This is a genomic window from Achromobacter sp. NCFB-sbj8-Ac1-l, from assembly GCF_052695805.1.
In genome coordinates, this window is sequence record NZ_CP199812.1 from 5478361 (window position 1) to 5496469 (window position 18109).

The following is an 18109-nucleotide window of genomic DNA, read 5'->3' on the forward strand; positions in this document are numbered from 1 at the left end:
AGGCCATGCATGCCCCCAACCCTCGCAAGCAAATGCGCCTGCGGCAGCCCCCCCTGCTGACCGCGCTGCTGACAGTTCTGGTCGGCTGCACCACGGTGGGCCCGGACTACCACGCGCCGGCGCTGGACGTGCCCGCGCACTGGATCGAGGCCGATGCCGCGATGCCCGGCGGCGAGCACGATGGCCTGCGCACCTGGTGGCGCGCCCTCAAGGATCCCTTGCTCGACCGGCTGGTCGAGCAGGCCCTGGCGCACAACCAGGACCTGGACATCGCCTTGGCGCGCCTGCGCCAGGCACGCGCCGAGCGTGTGCAGATCGCCTCGGCCGCCATGCCGGAGATATCGATCGGGGCCGCCGGCGATGCCGTACGTGGCAGCAAGGCGCTCAGCTCGCAGCCCGGCGGACGGGCGCGGACTTGGCATCTGGGGTTCGATGCCAGTTGGGAACTCGACCTGTTCGGCGGCACGCGCCGGGCGATCGAGGCCGCCAACGCCGGCATCCAGGCGCTGGCAGAGGACCATCGTGCGCTGCAAGTGAGCCTGGCTGCCGAACTGGTGTCCGAATACGTCGGGCTGCGCGCCGCGCAATGGCGCCTGGTCATCGCGCAGGACAACATTCACACGCTGCGTGAAGCCGAGCGTCTGGCCGAACGAGCGCACCGCGGCGGCCTGGGCACGCTGGCCGACGTCACGCAAGCCCGCGCCGAGCGCGAAGCGGCCGAGGCGCAGCCCCCCCTGCTGGAAGCGGACATCGCCCGTTCAAGCCATGCCATCGGCGTGCTGGCGGGCGGGTTCCCCGGTGACTGGCATGCCGCCTTGGCCACGCCAGCGCCGGCGTTGCCCATCCCTGCCGACTTGCCGCTGTCGCTGCCTTCGGACGTCATTCGCCTGCGCCCCGACCTGCGCGCGGACGAACGACGCCTGGCCGCCGCCACCGCGCAGATCGGCGCGGCCCAGGCCGAACGCTTCCCCAGGTTCCGCATTCCGCTGGGTATCGGCACCACCGCCAGCGTCATACATGACCTGTTTTCGGGCGCGAGCCTGGCGTGGTCGGCGGCGCTGCAAGGTAGCCAGTCCCTCTACGATGCAGGACGCGCGCAGGCGGGCGTGACCGCGGCGCAGGCCAACGCCGAGGCCGTGCGGCGCGTCTACGAGAGGGATGTGCGAGCCGCGTTGCGCGACGTGGAGGACGCCTTGACAACCTGGACAAGCGAACGCCAGCGGCAAGCCGCATTGCAGGGGGCCGTGGCCGACAGCCGGCAGGCCTTGCAACAGGCGACCCAACGCTACGCGCGCGGGCTGAGCGCCTACCTGCCGGTACTGGTGGCGCAACGCAGCCTGAACCAGGCACGCGATGCCCTCGCGCTCAGTCAACTGGCGCAACTGCGCGGCGCGATCTCCTTGTACAAGGCGCTGGGTGCCGGATAGTCAGACCAGGTCATTTCCCACACCCGCAGCAGTTCACCGTTTGCCTGGCGCATGAGCGCCTCGGCGGCAAAGCGGTCGCCATGCGGGGCAGCCAGGCTGCGCAAGCGCAGGCCGGGATGCGCCTGTTCGGCAGGCGGCGCATGAACGGGAGCGTGATCGGAAGCGGCCCAAAGCGGATATTTCGCGCACATTGCCGCCCCCGTCGAACGAGGTAAGTCTACAATAAATAGTTTCCATTCTCATTAATGGGAAATGGTCTCGCGCATTCGTTCTCCTCAGTCCTCCACCGCCTGCCGTCCCTTCATGCCCCTACGCTCCGTTCCGGCACTTGCCACCGTCCTGGCCCTGGCCACCCCTTTCGCCCCGTTCGAGGCCGTTGCCCAGACGTCTGATTCCCCCGTACAACTGCCCGCCGTCCGCGTGACCGGCGAAGGCGATTCCGGCGAAAGCGGCCTGTTCAACCCGGTCGCGCCGCCGGCGGTCAACAAATCGTCCGTTCCCCTGGCAAAGACGCCCCAGTCGATCACCGTGGTGCCCCGGGCGGTCTTGGACGCGCAGCAGGCACAGACGTTGGCCGACGCGCTGGATAACGTGCCCGGTGTGGTCACCAATCAGTTCGGCCGTCGTGGCTGGGACGACCTCATCATCCGCGGCCAGGTGGCCTCGGATTCCCTGTTCCTGGACGGACTGCGCACGGCGGCAAGCAACCGGATCGCCGAAGCGCTTTCCGGCGTGGAACAAGTGGAAGTCCTGAAAGGGCCTGCCTCGCTGCTTTACGGTCAGGTCCTTCCGGGCGGCCTGGTCAACATGGTCAGCAAGCGCCCGCGCGCCGAGGCCTTCGCCGATGCTGCCGTCACCGTGGGCAGCCACGATTTCCGGCAGGCTACGCTGGACATGGGCACCCCTTTGTCGGACAGCGGCAAGGCGGCGTTTCGCATCAATGCCTTGGCCATGAACTCGCATGACGAAACCGACCACGTCTGGTTCAAGAACCGGTTCGTCGCCCCGTCGTTGTCCCTGGATCTGGGCGCACGCACGGATTTCACCATCCTGACCAGCTACCAGGAACGCCGCTACATCCGTCAGCAGGGATTGCCGATCGTGGGGTCGGTCCAGTCCAACCCCAATGGCGCGATTCCCCGTGACCGCTTTACCGGCGAGCCCGACCAGGCCCCCTATCGAGGCTACCAAAGCCGCGTGGGCTATGCGCTGACGCACCGCTTCGACAATGGCTGGACGGTGAACCAGAATTTGCGCTGGCAAACGTTCACGCTCAATGGCCAGCTGGTCGCCAATGGCCTGCTGCGCGCCGACAATCGGACGCTGCGGCGCACGGCGACAGACCAGCATTGGGACGGCGACACGTTCACCGTGGACACCAATGCGCAACGAGGATTCAACACCGGGTTCGGCCGGCACGACATCACGTTGGGCCTGGACTACCTGCGCACGCGCGAGAACAGCCTGTCGTACAACTGCTCGGTGCGCGATCTCGACGTCTACAAGCCGGTTTACGGCAGCCCCATCAATTGCCCGGCCAACCCGCGCACCGACAGCAGCAGCACCGTGCGCTCGGTCGGCCTGTATGCCCGCGACCAGATCGCGCTCGGCGAGCGATGGAACGCCGTCTTCGGCCTGCGCCATGACACCGCCACGACCGACTCGACCGAACATCGCACGCAGGTCCGGCAGGACAGCACCGACCATGCCATCACGGGCTCTGCCGCACTGATGTACGAAGTCCTGCCGGGCGTGCGCCCCTATGTCAGCTATGCCACGTCGTTCTATCCCAACAGCGGCACCGACGCGAACGGCAGCTCGTTCAAGCCGGAAAGTGGCAATCAATGGGAAGCCGGGGTGAAGATCGATCTTGACGAGGGCGCTTCCAGCATCACGTTGGCGGCGTTCGATCTTGAGCGCCGGAATGTCCTTCAGTCGGACCCGGTGAACGACGGCTACAGCATCGCGGTCGGCAAGCAGCGCACGCGGGGCGCTGAACTGGGATGGGCGTCGGACCTGGGCAATGGCCTGAGCCTCATGGGGGGATACGCTTATCTCTCCGCCATTACCGTTGACGATGGTGGCCAACAGCCGACGACCAACAATACCCGCCTGAACAGCGTGCCGCGACACAGTGTCAACCTGACTGCGCGCTATCGGATGCACGGCAGCCTGGCCGGCTGGGAGCTCACGGGCGGCCTGCGCGCAGAAGGAAACCGCTATACCTACGGCTATGACCTGCCTGGATACGTCGTGGCGGATGCTGGCGTGGCGTACAACGCGGAACGCTGGAGGGTGGCGTTGACCATGAACAACCTCTTCGACAAAGACTATTACGCCGGCGGGGTGCGTAACGCCGTCGCGCTAGGCAACGGACGCACCACCTTGTTGACGGTGGGGCTTCGCCACTGAGATCACGGGGCATTTATCCGAAGCGGCACAGTGGCTCACTTTTGCTTCGGCGCCGACAGGACCCTGTTGAATGGCAAAATTCGCCCCCCGGAGGGCTTCGCGTATTACTTGCCCGCGGGGCCCAGCGCCTCTGCCCAGTTCTTTTTCATGGCAGCGATGCGTTCCACGTAGGCGGATTTCAGGCAGGCGGCATCGGGGCAACGGTCACGCACGGTCGTGCGCCATTGCGTCTGCTCTTTCGCAACAGGATCGCGCCATTCACCGGTTTCACCATCACGGCCAGCGGTTTCGGCCTGAATCTTGTCGTACAGCGCCTTGACCTGGTCGTCCAGCCTGGACAGCGCGGGTTCGTCGCAGATCAGATGTTCGACATGGGTCTTCGCGGCCTTGCAGTCGAAGCCGGCGGCATGGGCGGCTTCGATCTGCAGGAAAGGAGAGCCAGCGAGGACCGCGCAGATGACAGCACGCAGGATCGCACGTTTGCCTTGAGCGCTTTGCCGGCACCGGCCTTCCATGATGCCGGTCGGTACTGCCGCGGGAACGGGGTTGCGCACGTCCTTCACTCCTGAATAGTCTGCGGCCACGGATAGCGTGGACCAAGGGGTCGATTTTCCCGTTTGTCGAAAGGTTGTGCAAATCGCGGAACCAGGCGCCTTCCCGGGCAAGGAAGTCCAGGATTGGGCTGCGGCCATCAAGCGGGCGTGACCCTAATGACCCCAGCACCGTCATTGCGTTGACCAGCACAGACTATGAACCAGAATCCCACGACAAAAAGGGGTTATCAGCATAGCTCGCGACTGCTGGGCGCTTTCGGTTACAGTGTTGCCGGAATCGGGCGCAGGAGCCCGCAACAGATTTGGGGGCGGGACTCATGCAAATGTTGGCTAAGTTCGAGCGCGTCCATGCTCAACCCTGATTACCCGGAGGCGCCGTGCGCGACATCCAAATCCGCAAGCTAAGTCTCAAGTCCGTGTTCAAGCTGATCGCCATCGGGCAGTACCTGGCCTGGATCCCGTTCGCGATCGTGTGCGCCATCGGCACTTTCTTCGGCTTGGGCTCGATCCAATGGAACGGCCGCGTCCTGGAGGGCCTCGATGCGCTATTGATGAGTCCGGTGATCGGCTTCCTCATCGCCACCGGCATCACGCTGGTCGTAGGCACGAGCACCGCCGCGGGGCTGTGGCTGTGGTCCAAGCTGCGCCCGCTCAACCTACGCGTCAAGAACGTCGATACCGCCACCTGAACCGCATCTCGGGTCCGCAGGCGCACGGCGTCGGCCTGCCATCACAGCCCGCGACCTGCGTCTCCTGGACTTCACGCAGCGCCGCGCCGAACTGCATGCCAGCAGTCGATCTGGAACAAGGCCGCAGACGTGACTAGACCTAGCCGTTCAAAGAAGCGACATATGGCCATCCAACCGCAGAGCCTCACGACTTTGCAAAGCGCTGGCCACCTGTCGAGGTGATCGGCGTTTGGTTGTTCTACATAGCCCTGCTCCGCATAGTCTTCCTAACGCCGCAGACCATATTGAGCTGGCCACTGGTGTGATGCACGGCCGGCTCTGCCCGAAAACCTGCTTCTCCGAACTACGGCCATTTCCTGATGTCGAAGTTCATTGAAAGTGGAAACTTGATTCCATTCAAATCAATGAGTTGGGGAAATTTGGTTCATCCACTTTGCACTCGCTGGTTCATTGAACATGGCGTTCTTTCCCAGAAAGTTCATTGAACCTGGGTGCATCACATCGCGAGGCCCCATACCAGGCCGCTTGGCCAACCCTACAACGGCCATGCTCTAGACGCGGTTGACGAACGACTGCCATCGGCCAGGAACGGTCAGCCGACGATTCCGGATATGCTGCTTCCACATACAAGCAACCCGAAATTCTAGTTCCAGACGAAATGATGACAAATGTTCGAGTGGGCTATGAGCAACAACTATGCGACCTCGTCGAATCCTCTGAGCAACTGATGGCTGCGCTGCGGGCGGTTCGCTGCCTTGGTTTGCCCTCGTGGTGCATCGGTGCAGGGGCCATCAGATCCTTGGTTTGGGATAGCTTGCATGGCATTCAGGAGCCCTCGAACTTGGATGACGTGGACGTTGCGTACTTTGATGCTGATGCGCCTCCAGCTCTGGATGCCGAACTTCAAGAGCGGCTGCATTGGCTCCTTCCCTCGCTCACTTGGGAAGTGACAAACCAGGCCAGAGTGCACGAGTGGTTCGCAGAAGCCCTCGGCCAGGTGGTTTCACCCCTAACGTCTTTGGACGATGGGCTGGCCACTTGGCCAGAGTTTGCCACTTGCGTTGGCATTTACCTGGACGGTGATGAATCATTGAAGGTCATAGCGCCGTACGGATTGAATGACCTGTTTGAACTGCGCGTTCGGCACAACCCTCGGCGGGCGAGCGTCTCAACGTTTGTGCACCGGGTGAATTCCAAGCGATTCAGCCACCGATGGCCTCGGCTTTCAATCTGTACACCCTGACCGCACATAGGACCGCTTTGGGTCGGAATCGGCCTGTCGTCCAATTGCAGAGCAGGTAGAGAGCGGCGGTCGTTCGCCACCCGTATTGAGCGTACACGGCCAAAGCGGGGCCTGGCGGGCGTCGCACACAGGTCAGGTGCCTTGGGTTGCCAGCCACACGGAGGCTTCACCCCGAGGCTGACAGGCGGCATCGCCAGTGCATGACACACGAAATCGGACCTACAGGGACGAAATCCGGCTGGAGGCCGCACCAGCGCTTGTATATCGAAAATTCTCGATTCCCAAACTGGATGACGTAAATCCCAAGTTGGATGAATTTCGACAACTATATGGGGACGCTACCAGTTCCAACTTGAGTGACACAAATTCCAAGTTGAATGACATTCGACAGATAGCCCGCCCTGCCCGCTCAAGATGTAACAGGCCGCCCCCACCCCCTTGAACCCCACCACATCATCCCTATAATTAGCACTCGACTCCGGTGAGTGCTAACAGTCTCCCGGGCCAACCCGATCATTCACTTTCTTCTTAAGTAACAGGAGTTCCTCATGGCCTTGCGTCCCCTGGGCGATCGCGTGATCGTCAAACGCCTCGAAAACGAGCGCAAGACTGCGTCGGGCATCGTCATCCCCGACAGCGCCGCTGAAAAGCCCGACCAGGGTGAAGTCGTGGCCGTCGGCCCCGGCAAGAAGACCGAAGACGGCAAGATCCTGCCGGTCGACCTGAAGGCTGGCGACAAGGTTCTGTTCGGCAAGTACGCCGGCCAGTCCGTGAAGGTTGACGGCGAAGAGCTGCTCGTCATCCGCGAGGACGAAATCCTCGCCGTGGTCCAGTAAACCCTGCCTCAAACGAATTTTCGAAGGAAGCTAACAAATGGCTGCCAAGCAAGTACTGTTCGGTGACGACGCCCGCGTGCGCATCGTCCGTGGCGTGAATGTCCTCGCCAATGCTGTCAAGACCACCCTGGGCCCCAAGGGTCGCAACGTCGTGCTGGAGCGCTCGTTCGGCGCCCCGACCGTGACCAAGGACGGCGTGTCCGTCGCCAAGGAAATCGAACTGAAGGACAAGTTCGAGAACATCGGCGCCCAACTGGTCAAGGACGTTGCCTCCAAGACCTCCGACAACGCCGGTGACGGCACCACCACCGCCACGGTGCTGGCTCAAGCCATCGTCATGGAAGGCCTGAAGTACGTTGCCGCCGGTTTCAACCCGATCGACCTGAAGCGCGGCATCGACAAGGCTGTCGCCGCCGCCGTCGCCGAACTGAAGAAGCAATCCAAGCCGGTCACGACCAGCAAGGAAATCGCTCAAGTCGGCTCGATCTCGGCCAACAGCGATTCCTCCATCGGCCAGATCATCGCTGACGCGATGGACAAGGTCGGCAAGGAAGGCGTCATCACCGTCGAAGACGGCAAGTCGCTGGAAAACGAGCTGGACGTCGTCGAAGGCATGCAATTCGACCGCGGCTACCTGTCGCCCTACTTCATCAACAGCCCGGAAAAGCAAGTTGCCGTGCTGGAAGACCCGTTTGTCCTGATCTTCGACAAGAAGATCAGCAACATCCGTGACCTGCTGCCCGTGCTGGAACAAGTCGCCAAGTCGAGCCGTCCGCTGCTGATCATCGCCGAAGACGTCGAAGGCGAAGCGCTGGCCACCCTGGTGGTGAACAACATCCGTGGCATCCTGAAGACCACCGCCGTCAAGGCCCCGGGCTTCGGCGACCGCCGCAAGGCCATGCTGGAAGACATCGCCATCCTGACGGGCGGCACGGTGATCTCCGAAGAAACCGGCATGTCGCTGGAAAAGGCCGGCCTGGCTGAACTGGGCCAAGCCAAGCGCATCGAAGTGGGCAAGGAAAACACCACGATCATCGACGGCGCTGGCGACAGCAAGTCGATCGAGGCTCGCGTCAAGCAAGTCCGTATCCAGATCGAAGAAGCCACGTCCGACTACGACCGTGAAAAGCTGCAAGAACGCGTGGCCAAGCTGGCCGGCGGCGTTGCCGTGATTCGCGTTGGCGCTGCCACCGAAGTCGAAATGAAGGAAAAGAAGGCCCGCGTCGAAGATGCCCTGCACGCTACCCGCGCTGCTGTGGAAGAAGGCGTCGTGGCTGGCGGCGGCGTGGCTCTGCTGCGTGCCAAGCAAGCCATCGCTGACCTGAAGGGCGACACGCCTGACCAGAACGCCGGTATCAAGCTGATCCTGCGCGCTGTGGAAGAGCCCCTGCGCACCATCGTCACGAACGCCGGCGAAGAAGCCAGCGTCGTGGTCAGCAACGTGCTGAACGGCAAGGGCAACTACGGCTACAACGCCGCGACCGGCGAGTACACCGACCTGGTCGAGCAAGGCGTGCTGGATCCCACCAAGGTGACCCGCACCGCCCTGCAAAACGCTGCCTCCGTCGCCAGCCTGCTGCTGACGGCCGAAGCCGCCGTGGTCGAACTGGCCGAAGACAAGCCCGCTGCCCCGGCCATGCCGGGTGGCATGGGCGGCATGGGCGGCATGGACTTCTAAGTCCCGCTTACCCTGCAAGGCCTCCCCGGCTTCGGCCGGGGAACAGTACCCCGAGAAACCCCCGGACCTTCGCCCCGGGGGTTTTCTTTTTGTGCAAAGCGTTCCTGGCCGCCCGGTTCTGCGACGCGCCTGTGTCCCGAGTCGGAACACTTGCCTACAAGTTGCGGGTATCGCGGCGACGCATGCGTCCCTACAATGAGGGATCCCAAGCCCGAGCCCTGTCCCATGCGTCTACCCCAGAGCCTGCGTGCCCTGCGTCCGTCCGAGATTGGCGGGCTGCTGATGGATTCCGCCAACCAGTGGTCAACCCACCGCGCGTCCAGCAAGGGCGCCGCGCTGGCGCTGTACATGGTGTTTTCGCTGGCGCCGATGCTGATCCTGGTGATCGCGGTGGCGGGCGCCTTCTTTGGCGAAGACGCGGTGCGGTCGGAATTGTTCTCGTCGCTGCGCGACCTGACGGGCGAGCGCGGCGCCGAGGTGATCCAGACGGTGCTGGCCAGCGCCCACGAATCGGGCGGCGGCTGGATCGCGGCGCTGATCTCCATTTTCGTGCTCATCTTCAGCGCCACCACGGCCTTCGCCGAACTGAAGGCCAGCCTGGATGACCTGTGGGAAGTCTCAGCCAACCAGAAAGGCGGGCTGCACGGGATGGTGCGCAGCCGCATGCTGTCGTTCGGCCTGGTGCTGGTGCTGGCGCTGTTCCTGCTGATTTCGCTGACGGTGAACGCGGCGCTGGGCGCGGCGCGCAAGTACTACGGCGACCTGTGGGCCGCGTCCGCCTTCGCGACGGTGGCCGACTGGATTTCCACCGCGTTCTCGTTCTCGGTGGTGGTGGCGCTGTTCGCGGTGATCTTCAAGCTGCTGCCCAGCGCGCGGATTTCCTGGCGCGACGTCATTCCGGGCGCCATCGTGACGGCGGCGCTGTTCCTGGTGGGCAAGTGGGGCATCGGGGTGTATCTCAGCCGAGGAGCCGCCGTGTCGGCCTATGGCGCAGCGGGCTCGCTGATCGCGTTGCTGCTGTGGATCTATTACTCGGCGCAGATCTTCTTTTTTGGCGCGGTGTTCACGCGCCAGTTCGCGCTGCGCTTTGGCCGTGCGGCCAAGCCGCCTACTCCCTGACGCCACCCGCCTTACGGCGCCTCTGCCGGCTCCAGCCCTGCCATCAGACGCAGGCACTTCAAGAACATGGGCCGCAGTTCAGGTGGAATCGGCGCCAGCACCTCGGCCTCGACCTCGGCGTCCCGCGGCAGCACGCGGGCCAGCAACGCCATACCCTCGTCGGTGATTTCCAGCGCGTACGCACGCGCGTCCTGCGCGGAGCGCGTGCGGCGTACGTAACCCTTGGCCGTCATGCGCGCGATCATTTCCGCGAAGGAATTACGGTCCAGGGCGATCAGCTCGGCGATGCGGCTTTGCGTCGCGCCGGGGTTCTGGTGCACCGTGATCAGCAGCGCCTTCTGGCGCGGCGTCAGGTCTTCTTCGGGAAACGCCTGCGCAAACAGCCCCTCGGCCCGGAAATGGGCGCGCCGCAGCAAGTGGGACGCCACCTGGGTCAGGTCGAAATCCTGCAACGTTTGGGGCGGGGCTGAACGGGATGCGGGCATCGGGCGGTTCCTTGAAATACGCGTGGCGATTGTAGGCGCTGACCTTGCCCCCCTCCGGCAAAACCCGGCATTGACTTCGCCTTGGCACCTACTTACTATCGCCATAATAGTACGTATACGTACTTTATAAGCAAGGCCTGACCCGGTCGCCAGACCGCCACGGCCCCTTCAGGAATCTCGATCATGACGATCCGCCAACTGCGCAACTACATCGACGGCCGTTTCGAAGACGGCGCGTCCACCTTCGACAAGCACAGCCCGGTGGACGGCGCCCTGATCGCGCAAGCCCACGAGGCCAGCCGCGAACAGGTCGACCGCGCCGTGGCCGCCGCGCATCGCGCCCTGCCCGCCTGGGCCGCGCTGCCCGTCGCCGCCCGCACCGAGCACCTGCTGGCGCTGGCCGACGGCATCAATCGCCGCTTCGACGACTTCCTGCAGGCCGAGATGGGCGACACCGGCAAGCCGGTGTCCTGGGCCAGCCAGATCGACATTCCGCGCGGCGCGGCCAACTTTCGCGCCTTTGCCGAACTGGCCCGCACGCTGGACATGGAAAGCTACATGACCGACACGCCCGACGGCCGCCAGGCGCTGAACTACGCCTATCGCAAGCCGCTGGGCGTGGTGGGCGTGATCTCGCCGTGGAACCTGCCGCTGCTGCTCCTGACCTGGAAGGTCGCGCCCGCGCTGGCCTTTGGCAACACCGTCATCATGAAGCCGTCGGAAGTCACGCCGTCCACCGCCACCCTGCTGGCCGAAGTGGCGCGCGACACCGGCCTGCCGGCCGGCGTGCTGAACCTGGTGCACGGCTTCGGCCCGGCGTCCGCGGGCGAATTCATGACCACGCATCCCGACATCGACGGCATCACCTTCACCGGCGAATCGGCCACGGGCGCGGCCATCATGCGCGCCGTGGCGCCGGGCGTGAAACCCGTGTCGTTCGAACTGGGCGGCAAGAATGCGGCGCTGGTATTCGCCGACGCCGACTTCGATGCCGCCGTGGACGGCACCGCGCGCTCGGTCTTCGCCAATTGCGGCCAGGTCTGCCTGTGCACCGAACGCGTGTACGTCGAACGCCCGATCTTCGAGCGTTTCGTTGCCGCGCTGGCCGAGCGCGCCCAGGCGCTGCGCATCGGCTGGCCCGACGACCCCTCCACCGGCATGGGCCCCCTGGTGTCGCGCGAACACCGCGAGAAAGTGCTGTCGTACTTCGCCCTGGCCCGCGAAGAAGGCGCCACCGTCGTCACCGGCGGCGGCATCCCCGAATTCGGTGACGCCCGCGATGCCGGCGCCTACGTGCAGCCCACCATCTGGACCGGCCTGCCCGAGACCGCGCGCTGCATCAAGGAAGAGGTGTTCGGCCCCGTCTGCCACGTGGCCCCCTTCGACACCGAAGACGAGGCCATCCGTCTGGCCAACGACACCCGCTATGGCCTGGCCGCCGCCGTCTGGACCCAGAACCTGACCCGCGGCCACCGCGTGGCCCAGGCCATGAAAGTCGGCCTGGCGTGGGTCAACTGCTGGTTCCTGCGCGACCTGCGCACGCCCTTCGGCGGCAGCGGCCTGTCCGGCATCGGCCGCGAAGGCGGCCGCCATTCGCTGCACTTCTACACCGAACCCACCAACGTCTGCATCAAGCTCTAGGCCTCCAAGGAAACCACCATGACCACCGCCCCCGTCAGCGCCACCGTCGTCGCCGGCAAAGCCACGCCCCGCGGCAAGTATCCCCACATCAAGCGTGCCGGCGACTTCCTGTTCGTCTCCGGCACCAGCTCGCGCCTGCCCGACAACCGCATCGCCGGCGCCGAAGTCGACGCCCTGGGCACGGCCACGCTCGACATCCGCGTGCAGACCCGCGCCGTCATCGAGAACATCCGAGACATCCTCGCCACCGCCGATGCCACCCTTGCCGACGTGGTCGAGATCAGTACTTTCCTGGTCAACATGAACGACTTCGGTGGCTACAATCAGGTCTACGGCGAGTTCTTCAACGCCGATGGGCCGGCACGCACCACCGTGGCGGTGCATCAGCTGCCGCACCCGCAATTGCTGATTGAAATCAAGGCGGTCGCCTACAAGCCGCTCGCGCGTTAAGCCTTCCCCGCGCACGGCCATGGCGCGCGACCGCCTTCCGGCTTTTCCTTCGGAACAGGATCCCCGCCCCCGGCGCCCCGCCGGGACGGCCGCGCGCATGTCGAACTTCCGCATCACGCCCAACGCGCTCAGCCACAAGCTGAAACTGCACCAGCTGCAGATCTTCGAACGCGTGCTGGCGCGCCGCTCGCTGTCGCGCGCCGCCAGCGAACTGCACCTGACCCAGCCTACCGTCACCAAGGCCATCCACGACCTGGAAGCCTTCTTCGGCGCCACCCTGTTCGAACGTTCCAACCGCGGCGTCACCCCCACCGAACTGGCCCTGGTCCTGGGCCGCCGCGTGCACGCCATGATGGCCGAGATCCGCTACATGGCCGACGACATCGACGCCGTCCTGGGCGGCGCCAGCGGCCACGTCGTCGTCGGCACCCTGATCGCCGCGTCCGCCAAGCTGCTGCCCGAAGCCATCGCCCGCCTCATGACCGACCACCCCGGCATCCAGGTCACCGTCCGCGAAGGCCCCTCGGCCCAGCTCCTGCCCGCCCTGGCCACCGGCGACGTCGACATCGTCGTCGGCCGCCTGCCCGGCCCCGACATGGCCTCGATCTCCGGCGTCGCCGTCGACCACCACAAGCTCTACCGCGAAGACCTGTGCCTGGTCGTCGGCGCCCAGCACCCCCTGGCCCGCGCCCCGCAGATCGCCCTGCCCGACCTGATCGACCACATCTGGATCCTGCCCGCCCCCACCTCGCCCCTGCGCGCCTCGATAGAACGCACCTTCTTCGACGCCGGCCTGCGCCTGCCCGCCCGCCACGTAGAGTCGCTCTCGCTCCTGACCAACATCGGCATCCTGATGCACAGCGACGCCCTGGCCCTGATCCCCTACGACGCCGCCGCCCAATTCCTCGCCATGGGCCTGCTGGCCCGCCTGCCCACCACCGTCTTCGGCACCTTCGGCGACGTCGGCTACTCCATCCGCGCCGACCGCCCCCTGACCCCCGCCTGCCAAAGACTGGTGGACTACCTGAAGCAAATCACGGCACAACGCGCCCCAACACCAACAGCCGAATAGACGGCCAAGCCACCCACCGCCAGGCACACACAAGCAGTCGCCAAGCCAACTTCAGCCGCCATCCCAAACGCGCCACACAAGCCCCTACCCCCCACAACGGCGGGCGAAGCCCGCCACCGCCCCGCCCCCTCGCTTTCCCCCCACCGCCGCAACGCCCCCCCCAACCATCCGCTATCCACCCACCCGTAAAGCTGATCCCAACGCCAGCGCGGCGTCGTGGTGGGAGGCGAACGCGGGGCGTGTAGATTGCGCCCGAGGGAATCGGAAGGCAGTCGCCGAAGGCGACAACGACGATGACAAAGGGGGGGCCGCCGAGGCCAGTCCGGAGCGAAGGCTCCGGACCGCAATCGTAGCCCCGCGTTCGCCTCCCGCCACGACGCCGCGCGACTTAAGAACCCACCCCACCATCAGCAATCCAACTATCACATTAGCAATCACCAACAACCACATAAGCAATAAAGGAAAGCCCCAAAAGAACCCCTAAGGGAAACCCCGCGATAGATAACCCGCATATCTGATCACACAATTTCTATTGTCCCCCCGCCCCCCCACCCGCCTAGACTCCCATCATCAAAGCCAGCCCAAGCTCCCGGAGATCGACATGCCCGCCTACGGCCCACCCCTGAACTTCCAGCGCTGGATCCAGGACCACGCCCACCTGCTCAAGCCCCCCGTCGGCAACCAGCAGATCTGGCAGGACGCCGACTTCATCGTCACCGTCGTCGGCGGCCCCAACCACCGCACCGACTATCACGACGACCCGCTGGAAGAATTCTTCTACCAGGTCCGCGGCAACGCCTGGCTTTCGTTGTGGATCGACGGCAAGCCCGAACGCGTCGACCTCAAGGAAGGCGACATCTTCCTGTTGCCGCCCCACGTGCGCCACTCCCCCCAGCGCCCTGAAACCGACAGCGCCTGTCTGGTCATCGAACGCCAGCGCCCGCAAGGCCTGCTCGACGGCTTCGAGTGGTATTGCCCCCACTGCGGCCACCTGGTGCACCGCGTCGAAGTCCAACTGAAAAGCATCGTCACCGACCTGCCGCCCCTGTTCCAGGGCTTCTACGGCAGTGAACAGAAACGCACCTGCCCCGGCTGCGGCGCCATCCACCCCGGCAAGGCGCAGGCCCCGGCCACGCAGCCCGCGCCCGCCTGACCCCGCGCCTTGGTTTGACCCTGGCTGTCTGTTGAACGACAGCCGCTTGCCTGATCCGCGCTTGCCCTCGCGCATCCCGTTGCCCAACCCGCGACAAGCCGCCTTCATCCCACGCCTTTTGCACGCCTTGCCCATGACCCAGAAAATCGACATGCACGCCCACTTCTTTCCGCCCATCACGCGGCAGGAAGCGGCCGCGCTCGACCCCGTCAACGCCCCCTGGCTGAGGCGCGACGGCGATGGTGCCACTGGCCAGATCATGGCCGGTGACCGCCCTTTCCGCCCCGTCGACGCTACCCTGTGGGATCCGGCCCTGCGCGTGGCGCAGATGGATCGCCACGGCGTTGACGTGCAGATCCTGTGCGCCACCCCCGTCATGTTCGGCTACACCTACCCGGCCCAGGCCGCGGCCGACTGGGCCGCCCGCATGAATGACCTGGCGCTGGAACATTGCGCCCACGCCCCCGCCCGCCTGAAGGCCCTGGCCCAGGTGCCGCTGCAAGACCTGGACCTGGCCTGCCGCGAAGCCTCGCGCGCCCGCGCCGCCGGCCACCTGGGCGTGCAGATCGGCAACCACGTCGGCCCGCGCGACCTGGACGACGACACGCTGGTGCAGTTCCTGGTGCACTGCGCCCACGACGACATCCCGGTGCTCGTGCACCCCTGGGACATGATGACCGACGGCCGCATGAAGAAATGGATGCTGCCCTGGCTGGTCGCCATGCCAGCCGAAACGCAGCTCGGCATCCTGTCGCTGATCCTGTCCGGCGCCTTCGAGCGCATTCCGCGCAGCCTGAAGCTGTGCTTTGCCCACGGCGGCGGCAGCTTTGCCTTTCTGCTGGGCCGCGTCGACAACGCCTGGCGCCATCGCGACATCATCCGCCAAGACTGCCCGCAACTGCCTTCGTCCTACACCGACCGCTTCTACGTCGACAGCGCCGTGTTCGACCCGCGCTCGCTGCGCCTGTTGATCGACGTCATGGGCGAAGACCGCGTGCTGCTGGGGTCCGACTACCCGTATCCGCTGGGCGAGCAGGAAGTCGGCAAGCTGGTTGCGCACTCAGACCTGCTGCCGGCCGTGCAGCAAAAGATTCTGTTCGGCAACACCGTGACGTTCTTCGGCCTGGGCCGCTGAACGCCGCATCGTCACCACATGACCGTGAGACACGGCAACGCAAGGGGAATCACCATGAAACGCATCCATCTGCTGGCCGCCCTGGCGGCCCTGGGCCTGGCCCACGGCGCGCCCGCCTGGGCCGACGTCAAGATCGGCCTGCTCACCACCTTGACCGGTCCCGGCTCGGTGCTGGGGCAGGACCAGCTCGACGGCTTCATGCTGGCCGTGGAGCAAGGCGGCGGCAAGCTGGGCGGCGTGCCCGTGCAGGTCATCAAGGAAGACGACCAGTTCAAGCCCGAAGTCGGCGTGCAGGCCGCGCGCAAGCTGGTGCAAAGCGACAAGGTGCCGATCATCACCGGCGTGGTGTATTCCAACGTGATGCTGGCCGTGGCCCGGCCCGTCACCAGTGCCGGCGTGTTCCTGGTGGGCTCGAACGCCGGCCCCACCAACCTGGCCGGCAAGGACTGTTCGCCCTTCTTTTTTTCGAGCTCGTGGAACAACACGCAGCGCCACGAAGGCAGCGGCGAAATGGCCAACCAGATGGGCTTCAGGAAGGTCTACCTGCTGGCGCCCAACTACCAGGCCGGCAAGGACGCCATGGCCGGCTTCAAGCGCTTCTTCAAGGGCGAAGTCGTCAACGAAGTCTTCACCCAGGTGAACCAGCCCGACTACTCGGTGGAACTGGCCGCCCTGGCCGACGCCAAACCCGACGCGGCCTACGTGTTCTTTCCCGGCGGCATGGGCGTGAACTTCGTCAAGCAGTACCGCCAGGCGGGCCTGTTCGGCAAGATCCCGTTGCTGTCGGTCGACACCATCGACGGCGCCACCCTGCCTGCATTGGGACAGGACGCCCTGGGCGCCGTCACCAACGTGCCCTATTCGCCCGACCTGGACAACCCCGCCAACAAGGCCTTTGCGGCCGCGTTCCGGCAGAAATACGGTCGCGAGCCCTCCAGCTATGCCGCCCAATCGTGGGATGCGGCCCAGCTGATCGGATCGGCGCTCAAGCGCACCGGCGGCAAGGTCGACGACAAGGACGCGCTGCGCCGCGCGCTGGAAGCCGCCGATTTCCAATCGGTGCGCGGTGAATTCCGCTACCAGCCGAATCACTTCCCGGTGGCCGGCTTCTTCCGTGCCGACGTGGCGCAGGGCGCGGACGGCAAGGTGGGCTTCGTCAACAAGGGCCCCATCTTTCCCGACCTGTCCAAGGTATCGGACCAGTACGCCACGCAGTGCGTCATGAAATGAAGCCCTGGCGGCCCGCGCAACCGGGCCGCCGAGGCAGATGAGAGGTAAGGCTCCATGTCCGCGACGCTGCTGCTGGTACAGGCCCTGAACGGCCTGCAACTGGGTATCCTGCTTTTCCTGCTGGCCGCCGGCCTGACGCTGGTGTTCGGCATCATGAACTTCATCAATCTTGCCCACGGCTCGCTGTACATGATGGGCGCCTTCATCGCGGCCACCGTGTTCCGCCACACCGGCTCGTTCCTGCTGGCGGCCGCCGCCGTGGTGGCCGGCATGGCGCTGCTGGGGCTGCTGCTGGACCGCATCGCGCTGGCGCGGCTGTATCCGCGCGAACACCTGGACCAGGTGCTGGCCACCTTCGGCTTCATCCTGTTCTTCAACGAGCTCACGCGCATCATCTGGGGGCCCGCGCCCATCAGCATGGGACTGCCGTCGTGGCTGTCCGGCACCATCGACCTCTTGGGCGTCACGTATCCGCTCTACCGCTTTCTCATCATCGTGGCGGGCCTGGCGGTGGCCGCGGGCTGCTACGTGCTGATCCACCGTACCCGGCTGGGCATGCTGATCCGCGCGGGATCGACCGACCGCATGATGGTGGGTGCACTGGGCGTGAACATCGCGCGGCTGAATACGCTGCTGTTCGTGCTGGGCGCGGTGCTGGCCGGCGTGGCGGGGCTGATGGCCGGGCCGATCCTGTCGGCGCAGACCGGCATGGGCGAACCGATCCTGATCCTGACGCTGGTGGTGATCGTCATCGGCGGCATCGGCTCGGTGCGCGGCGCCTTCCTGGCCGCGCTGATGGTAGGGCTGATCGACACACTGGGCCGCGCGCTGCTGCCGGCCCTGCTGCGCGCGGCGCTGTCGCCCGCCGCCGCCAACGCGGCCGGCCCGGCGATCGCATCGATGCTGATCTATATCGTCATGGCGCTGGTGCTGGCGCTGCGGCCGCAAGGCCTGTTTCCCGTACGGCACGGATAAGGGGCGCACC

General features: G+C 65.3%; 16 protein-coding genes. 14 read left to right on the top strand and 2 right to left on the bottom strand.

All coding sequences use genetic code 11. The features are described 5' to 3' along the window. Nucleotides 1–5: 5 nt before the first annotated feature. Both ACUDP5_RS25170 and ACUDP5_RS25175 read left to right on the top strand, forming a co-directional pair. On the top strand, nucleotides 6–1427 hold the full coding sequence (locus ACUDP5_RS25170; protein WP_445657497.1) for an efflux transporter outer membrane subunit: 1422 nt from the start codon (nucleotides 6–8) through the stop codon (nucleotides 1425–1427). A gap of 303 nt (nucleotides 1428–1730) precedes the next feature. After that, entirely contained in the window at nucleotides 1731–3839 is a 2109-nt protein-coding gene (locus tag ACUDP5_RS25175) for a TonB-dependent siderophore receptor (protein WP_445657498.1), read from the top strand. A 104-nt stretch (nucleotides 3840–3943) separates the two neighbouring features. On the opposite strand, the gene ACUDP5_RS25180 is transcribed toward ACUDP5_RS25175, so the two are convergent. Further along, entirely contained in the window at nucleotides 3944–4393 is a 450-nt protein-coding gene (locus ACUDP5_RS25180; protein WP_263909787.1) for a lysozyme inhibitor LprI family protein, read from the bottom strand. A 377-nt stretch (nucleotides 4394–4770) separates the two neighbouring features. On the opposite strand from ACUDP5_RS25180, the gene ACUDP5_RS25185 reads away from it, so the two are divergent. From ACUDP5_RS25185 to ACUDP5_RS25205, 5 genes are all read left to right on the top strand, one after another. Beyond that, a complete protein-coding gene (locus ACUDP5_RS25185; protein ID WP_445657499.1) occupies nucleotides 4771–5082 on the top strand; it encodes a hypothetical protein in 312 nt (103 codons plus the stop codon). A gap of 727 nt (nucleotides 5083–5809) precedes the next feature. Then, nucleotides 5810–6325, top strand: coding sequence for a nucleotidyltransferase family protein (locus tag ACUDP5_RS25190; protein WP_445659213.1), 516 nt, complete (start codon nucleotides 5810–5812; stop codon nucleotides 6323–6325). 548 nt (nucleotides 6326–6873) lie between these two features. Continuing rightward, complete coding sequence (gene groES, locus ACUDP5_RS25195) at nucleotides 6874–7161, top strand: co-chaperone GroES (protein ID WP_006221616.1); 288 nt, start codon at nucleotides 6874–6876, stop codon at nucleotides 7159–7161. Nucleotides 7162–7198: 37 nt separating this feature from the next. After that, nucleotides 7199–8839 (top strand): chaperonin GroEL, encoded by a 1641-nt coding sequence (gene groL / locus ACUDP5_RS25200; RefSeq protein ID WP_006227642.1) that lies wholly within the window; start codon nucleotides 7199–7201, stop codon nucleotides 8837–8839. Between the two features lie 225 nt (nucleotides 8840–9064). Continuing rightward, nucleotides 9065–9958 carry a YihY/virulence factor BrkB family protein gene (locus ACUDP5_RS25205; RefSeq protein ID WP_445657500.1) on the top strand — a complete coding sequence of 298 codons (894 nt, stop codon included), beginning with the start codon at nucleotides 9065–9067 and terminating at the stop codon, nucleotides 9956–9958. 11 nt (nucleotides 9959–9969) lie between these two features. Here the strand turns inward: ACUDP5_RS25205 and ACUDP5_RS25210 are convergent, their stop codons facing one another. After that, the gene (locus ACUDP5_RS25210) at nucleotides 9970–10443 is read right to left on the bottom strand and encodes a MarR family winged helix-turn-helix transcriptional regulator (RefSeq protein ID WP_445657501.1); all 474 of its coding nucleotides are present in this window, start codon (nucleotides 10441–10443) and stop codon (nucleotides 9970–9972) included. 183 nt (nucleotides 10444–10626) lie between these two features. Here ACUDP5_RS25210 and ACUDP5_RS25215 point away from each other — a divergent pair, with 183 nt between their 5' ends. The 7 genes from ACUDP5_RS25215 to ACUDP5_RS25245 all read left to right on the top strand — a co-directional run bounded on the left by ACUDP5_RS25215 (nucleotide 10627) and on the right by ACUDP5_RS25245 (nucleotide 18099). Next, nucleotides 10627–12084, top strand: a complete 1458-nt coding sequence (locus ACUDP5_RS25215; RefSeq protein WP_445657502.1) for a 2-hydroxymuconic semialdehyde dehydrogenase — start codon at nucleotides 10627–10629, stop codon at nucleotides 12082–12084. An 18-nt stretch (nucleotides 12085–12102) separates the two neighbouring features. Next, complete coding sequence (locus ACUDP5_RS25220; RefSeq protein WP_263909759.1) at nucleotides 12103–12534, top strand: RidA family protein; 432 nt, start codon at nucleotides 12103–12105, stop codon at nucleotides 12532–12534. A gap of 97 nt (nucleotides 12535–12631) precedes the next feature. Then, a complete protein-coding gene (locus ACUDP5_RS25225; protein ID WP_445657503.1) occupies nucleotides 12632–13606 on the top strand; it encodes a LysR substrate-binding domain-containing protein in 975 nt (324 codons plus the stop codon). A 601-nt stretch (nucleotides 13607–14207) separates the two neighbouring features. Beyond that, nucleotides 14208–14759: a 3-hydroxyanthranilate 3,4-dioxygenase gene (locus tag ACUDP5_RS25230; RefSeq protein ID WP_025139487.1), complete on the top strand. Its 552-nt coding sequence runs from the start codon at nucleotides 14208–14210 to the stop codon at nucleotides 14757–14759. 133 nt (nucleotides 14760–14892) lie between these two features. After that, nucleotides 14893–15894 (top strand): amidohydrolase family protein, encoded by a 1002-nt coding sequence (locus ACUDP5_RS25235; protein ID WP_445657504.1) that lies wholly within the window; start codon nucleotides 14893–14895, stop codon nucleotides 15892–15894. A 54-nt stretch (nucleotides 15895–15948) separates the two neighbouring features. Then, the gene (locus ACUDP5_RS25240; protein ID WP_445657505.1) at nucleotides 15949–17124 is read left to right on the top strand and encodes an ABC transporter substrate-binding protein; all 1176 of its coding nucleotides are present in this window, start codon (nucleotides 15949–15951) and stop codon (nucleotides 17122–17124) included. Nucleotides 17125–17178: 54 nt separating this feature from the next. Then, nucleotides 17179–18099 (top strand): branched-chain amino acid ABC transporter permease, encoded by a 921-nt coding sequence (locus tag ACUDP5_RS25245; RefSeq protein WP_263909750.1) that lies wholly within the window; start codon nucleotides 17179–17181, stop codon nucleotides 18097–18099. Nucleotides 18100–18109: the final 10 nt, after the last annotated feature.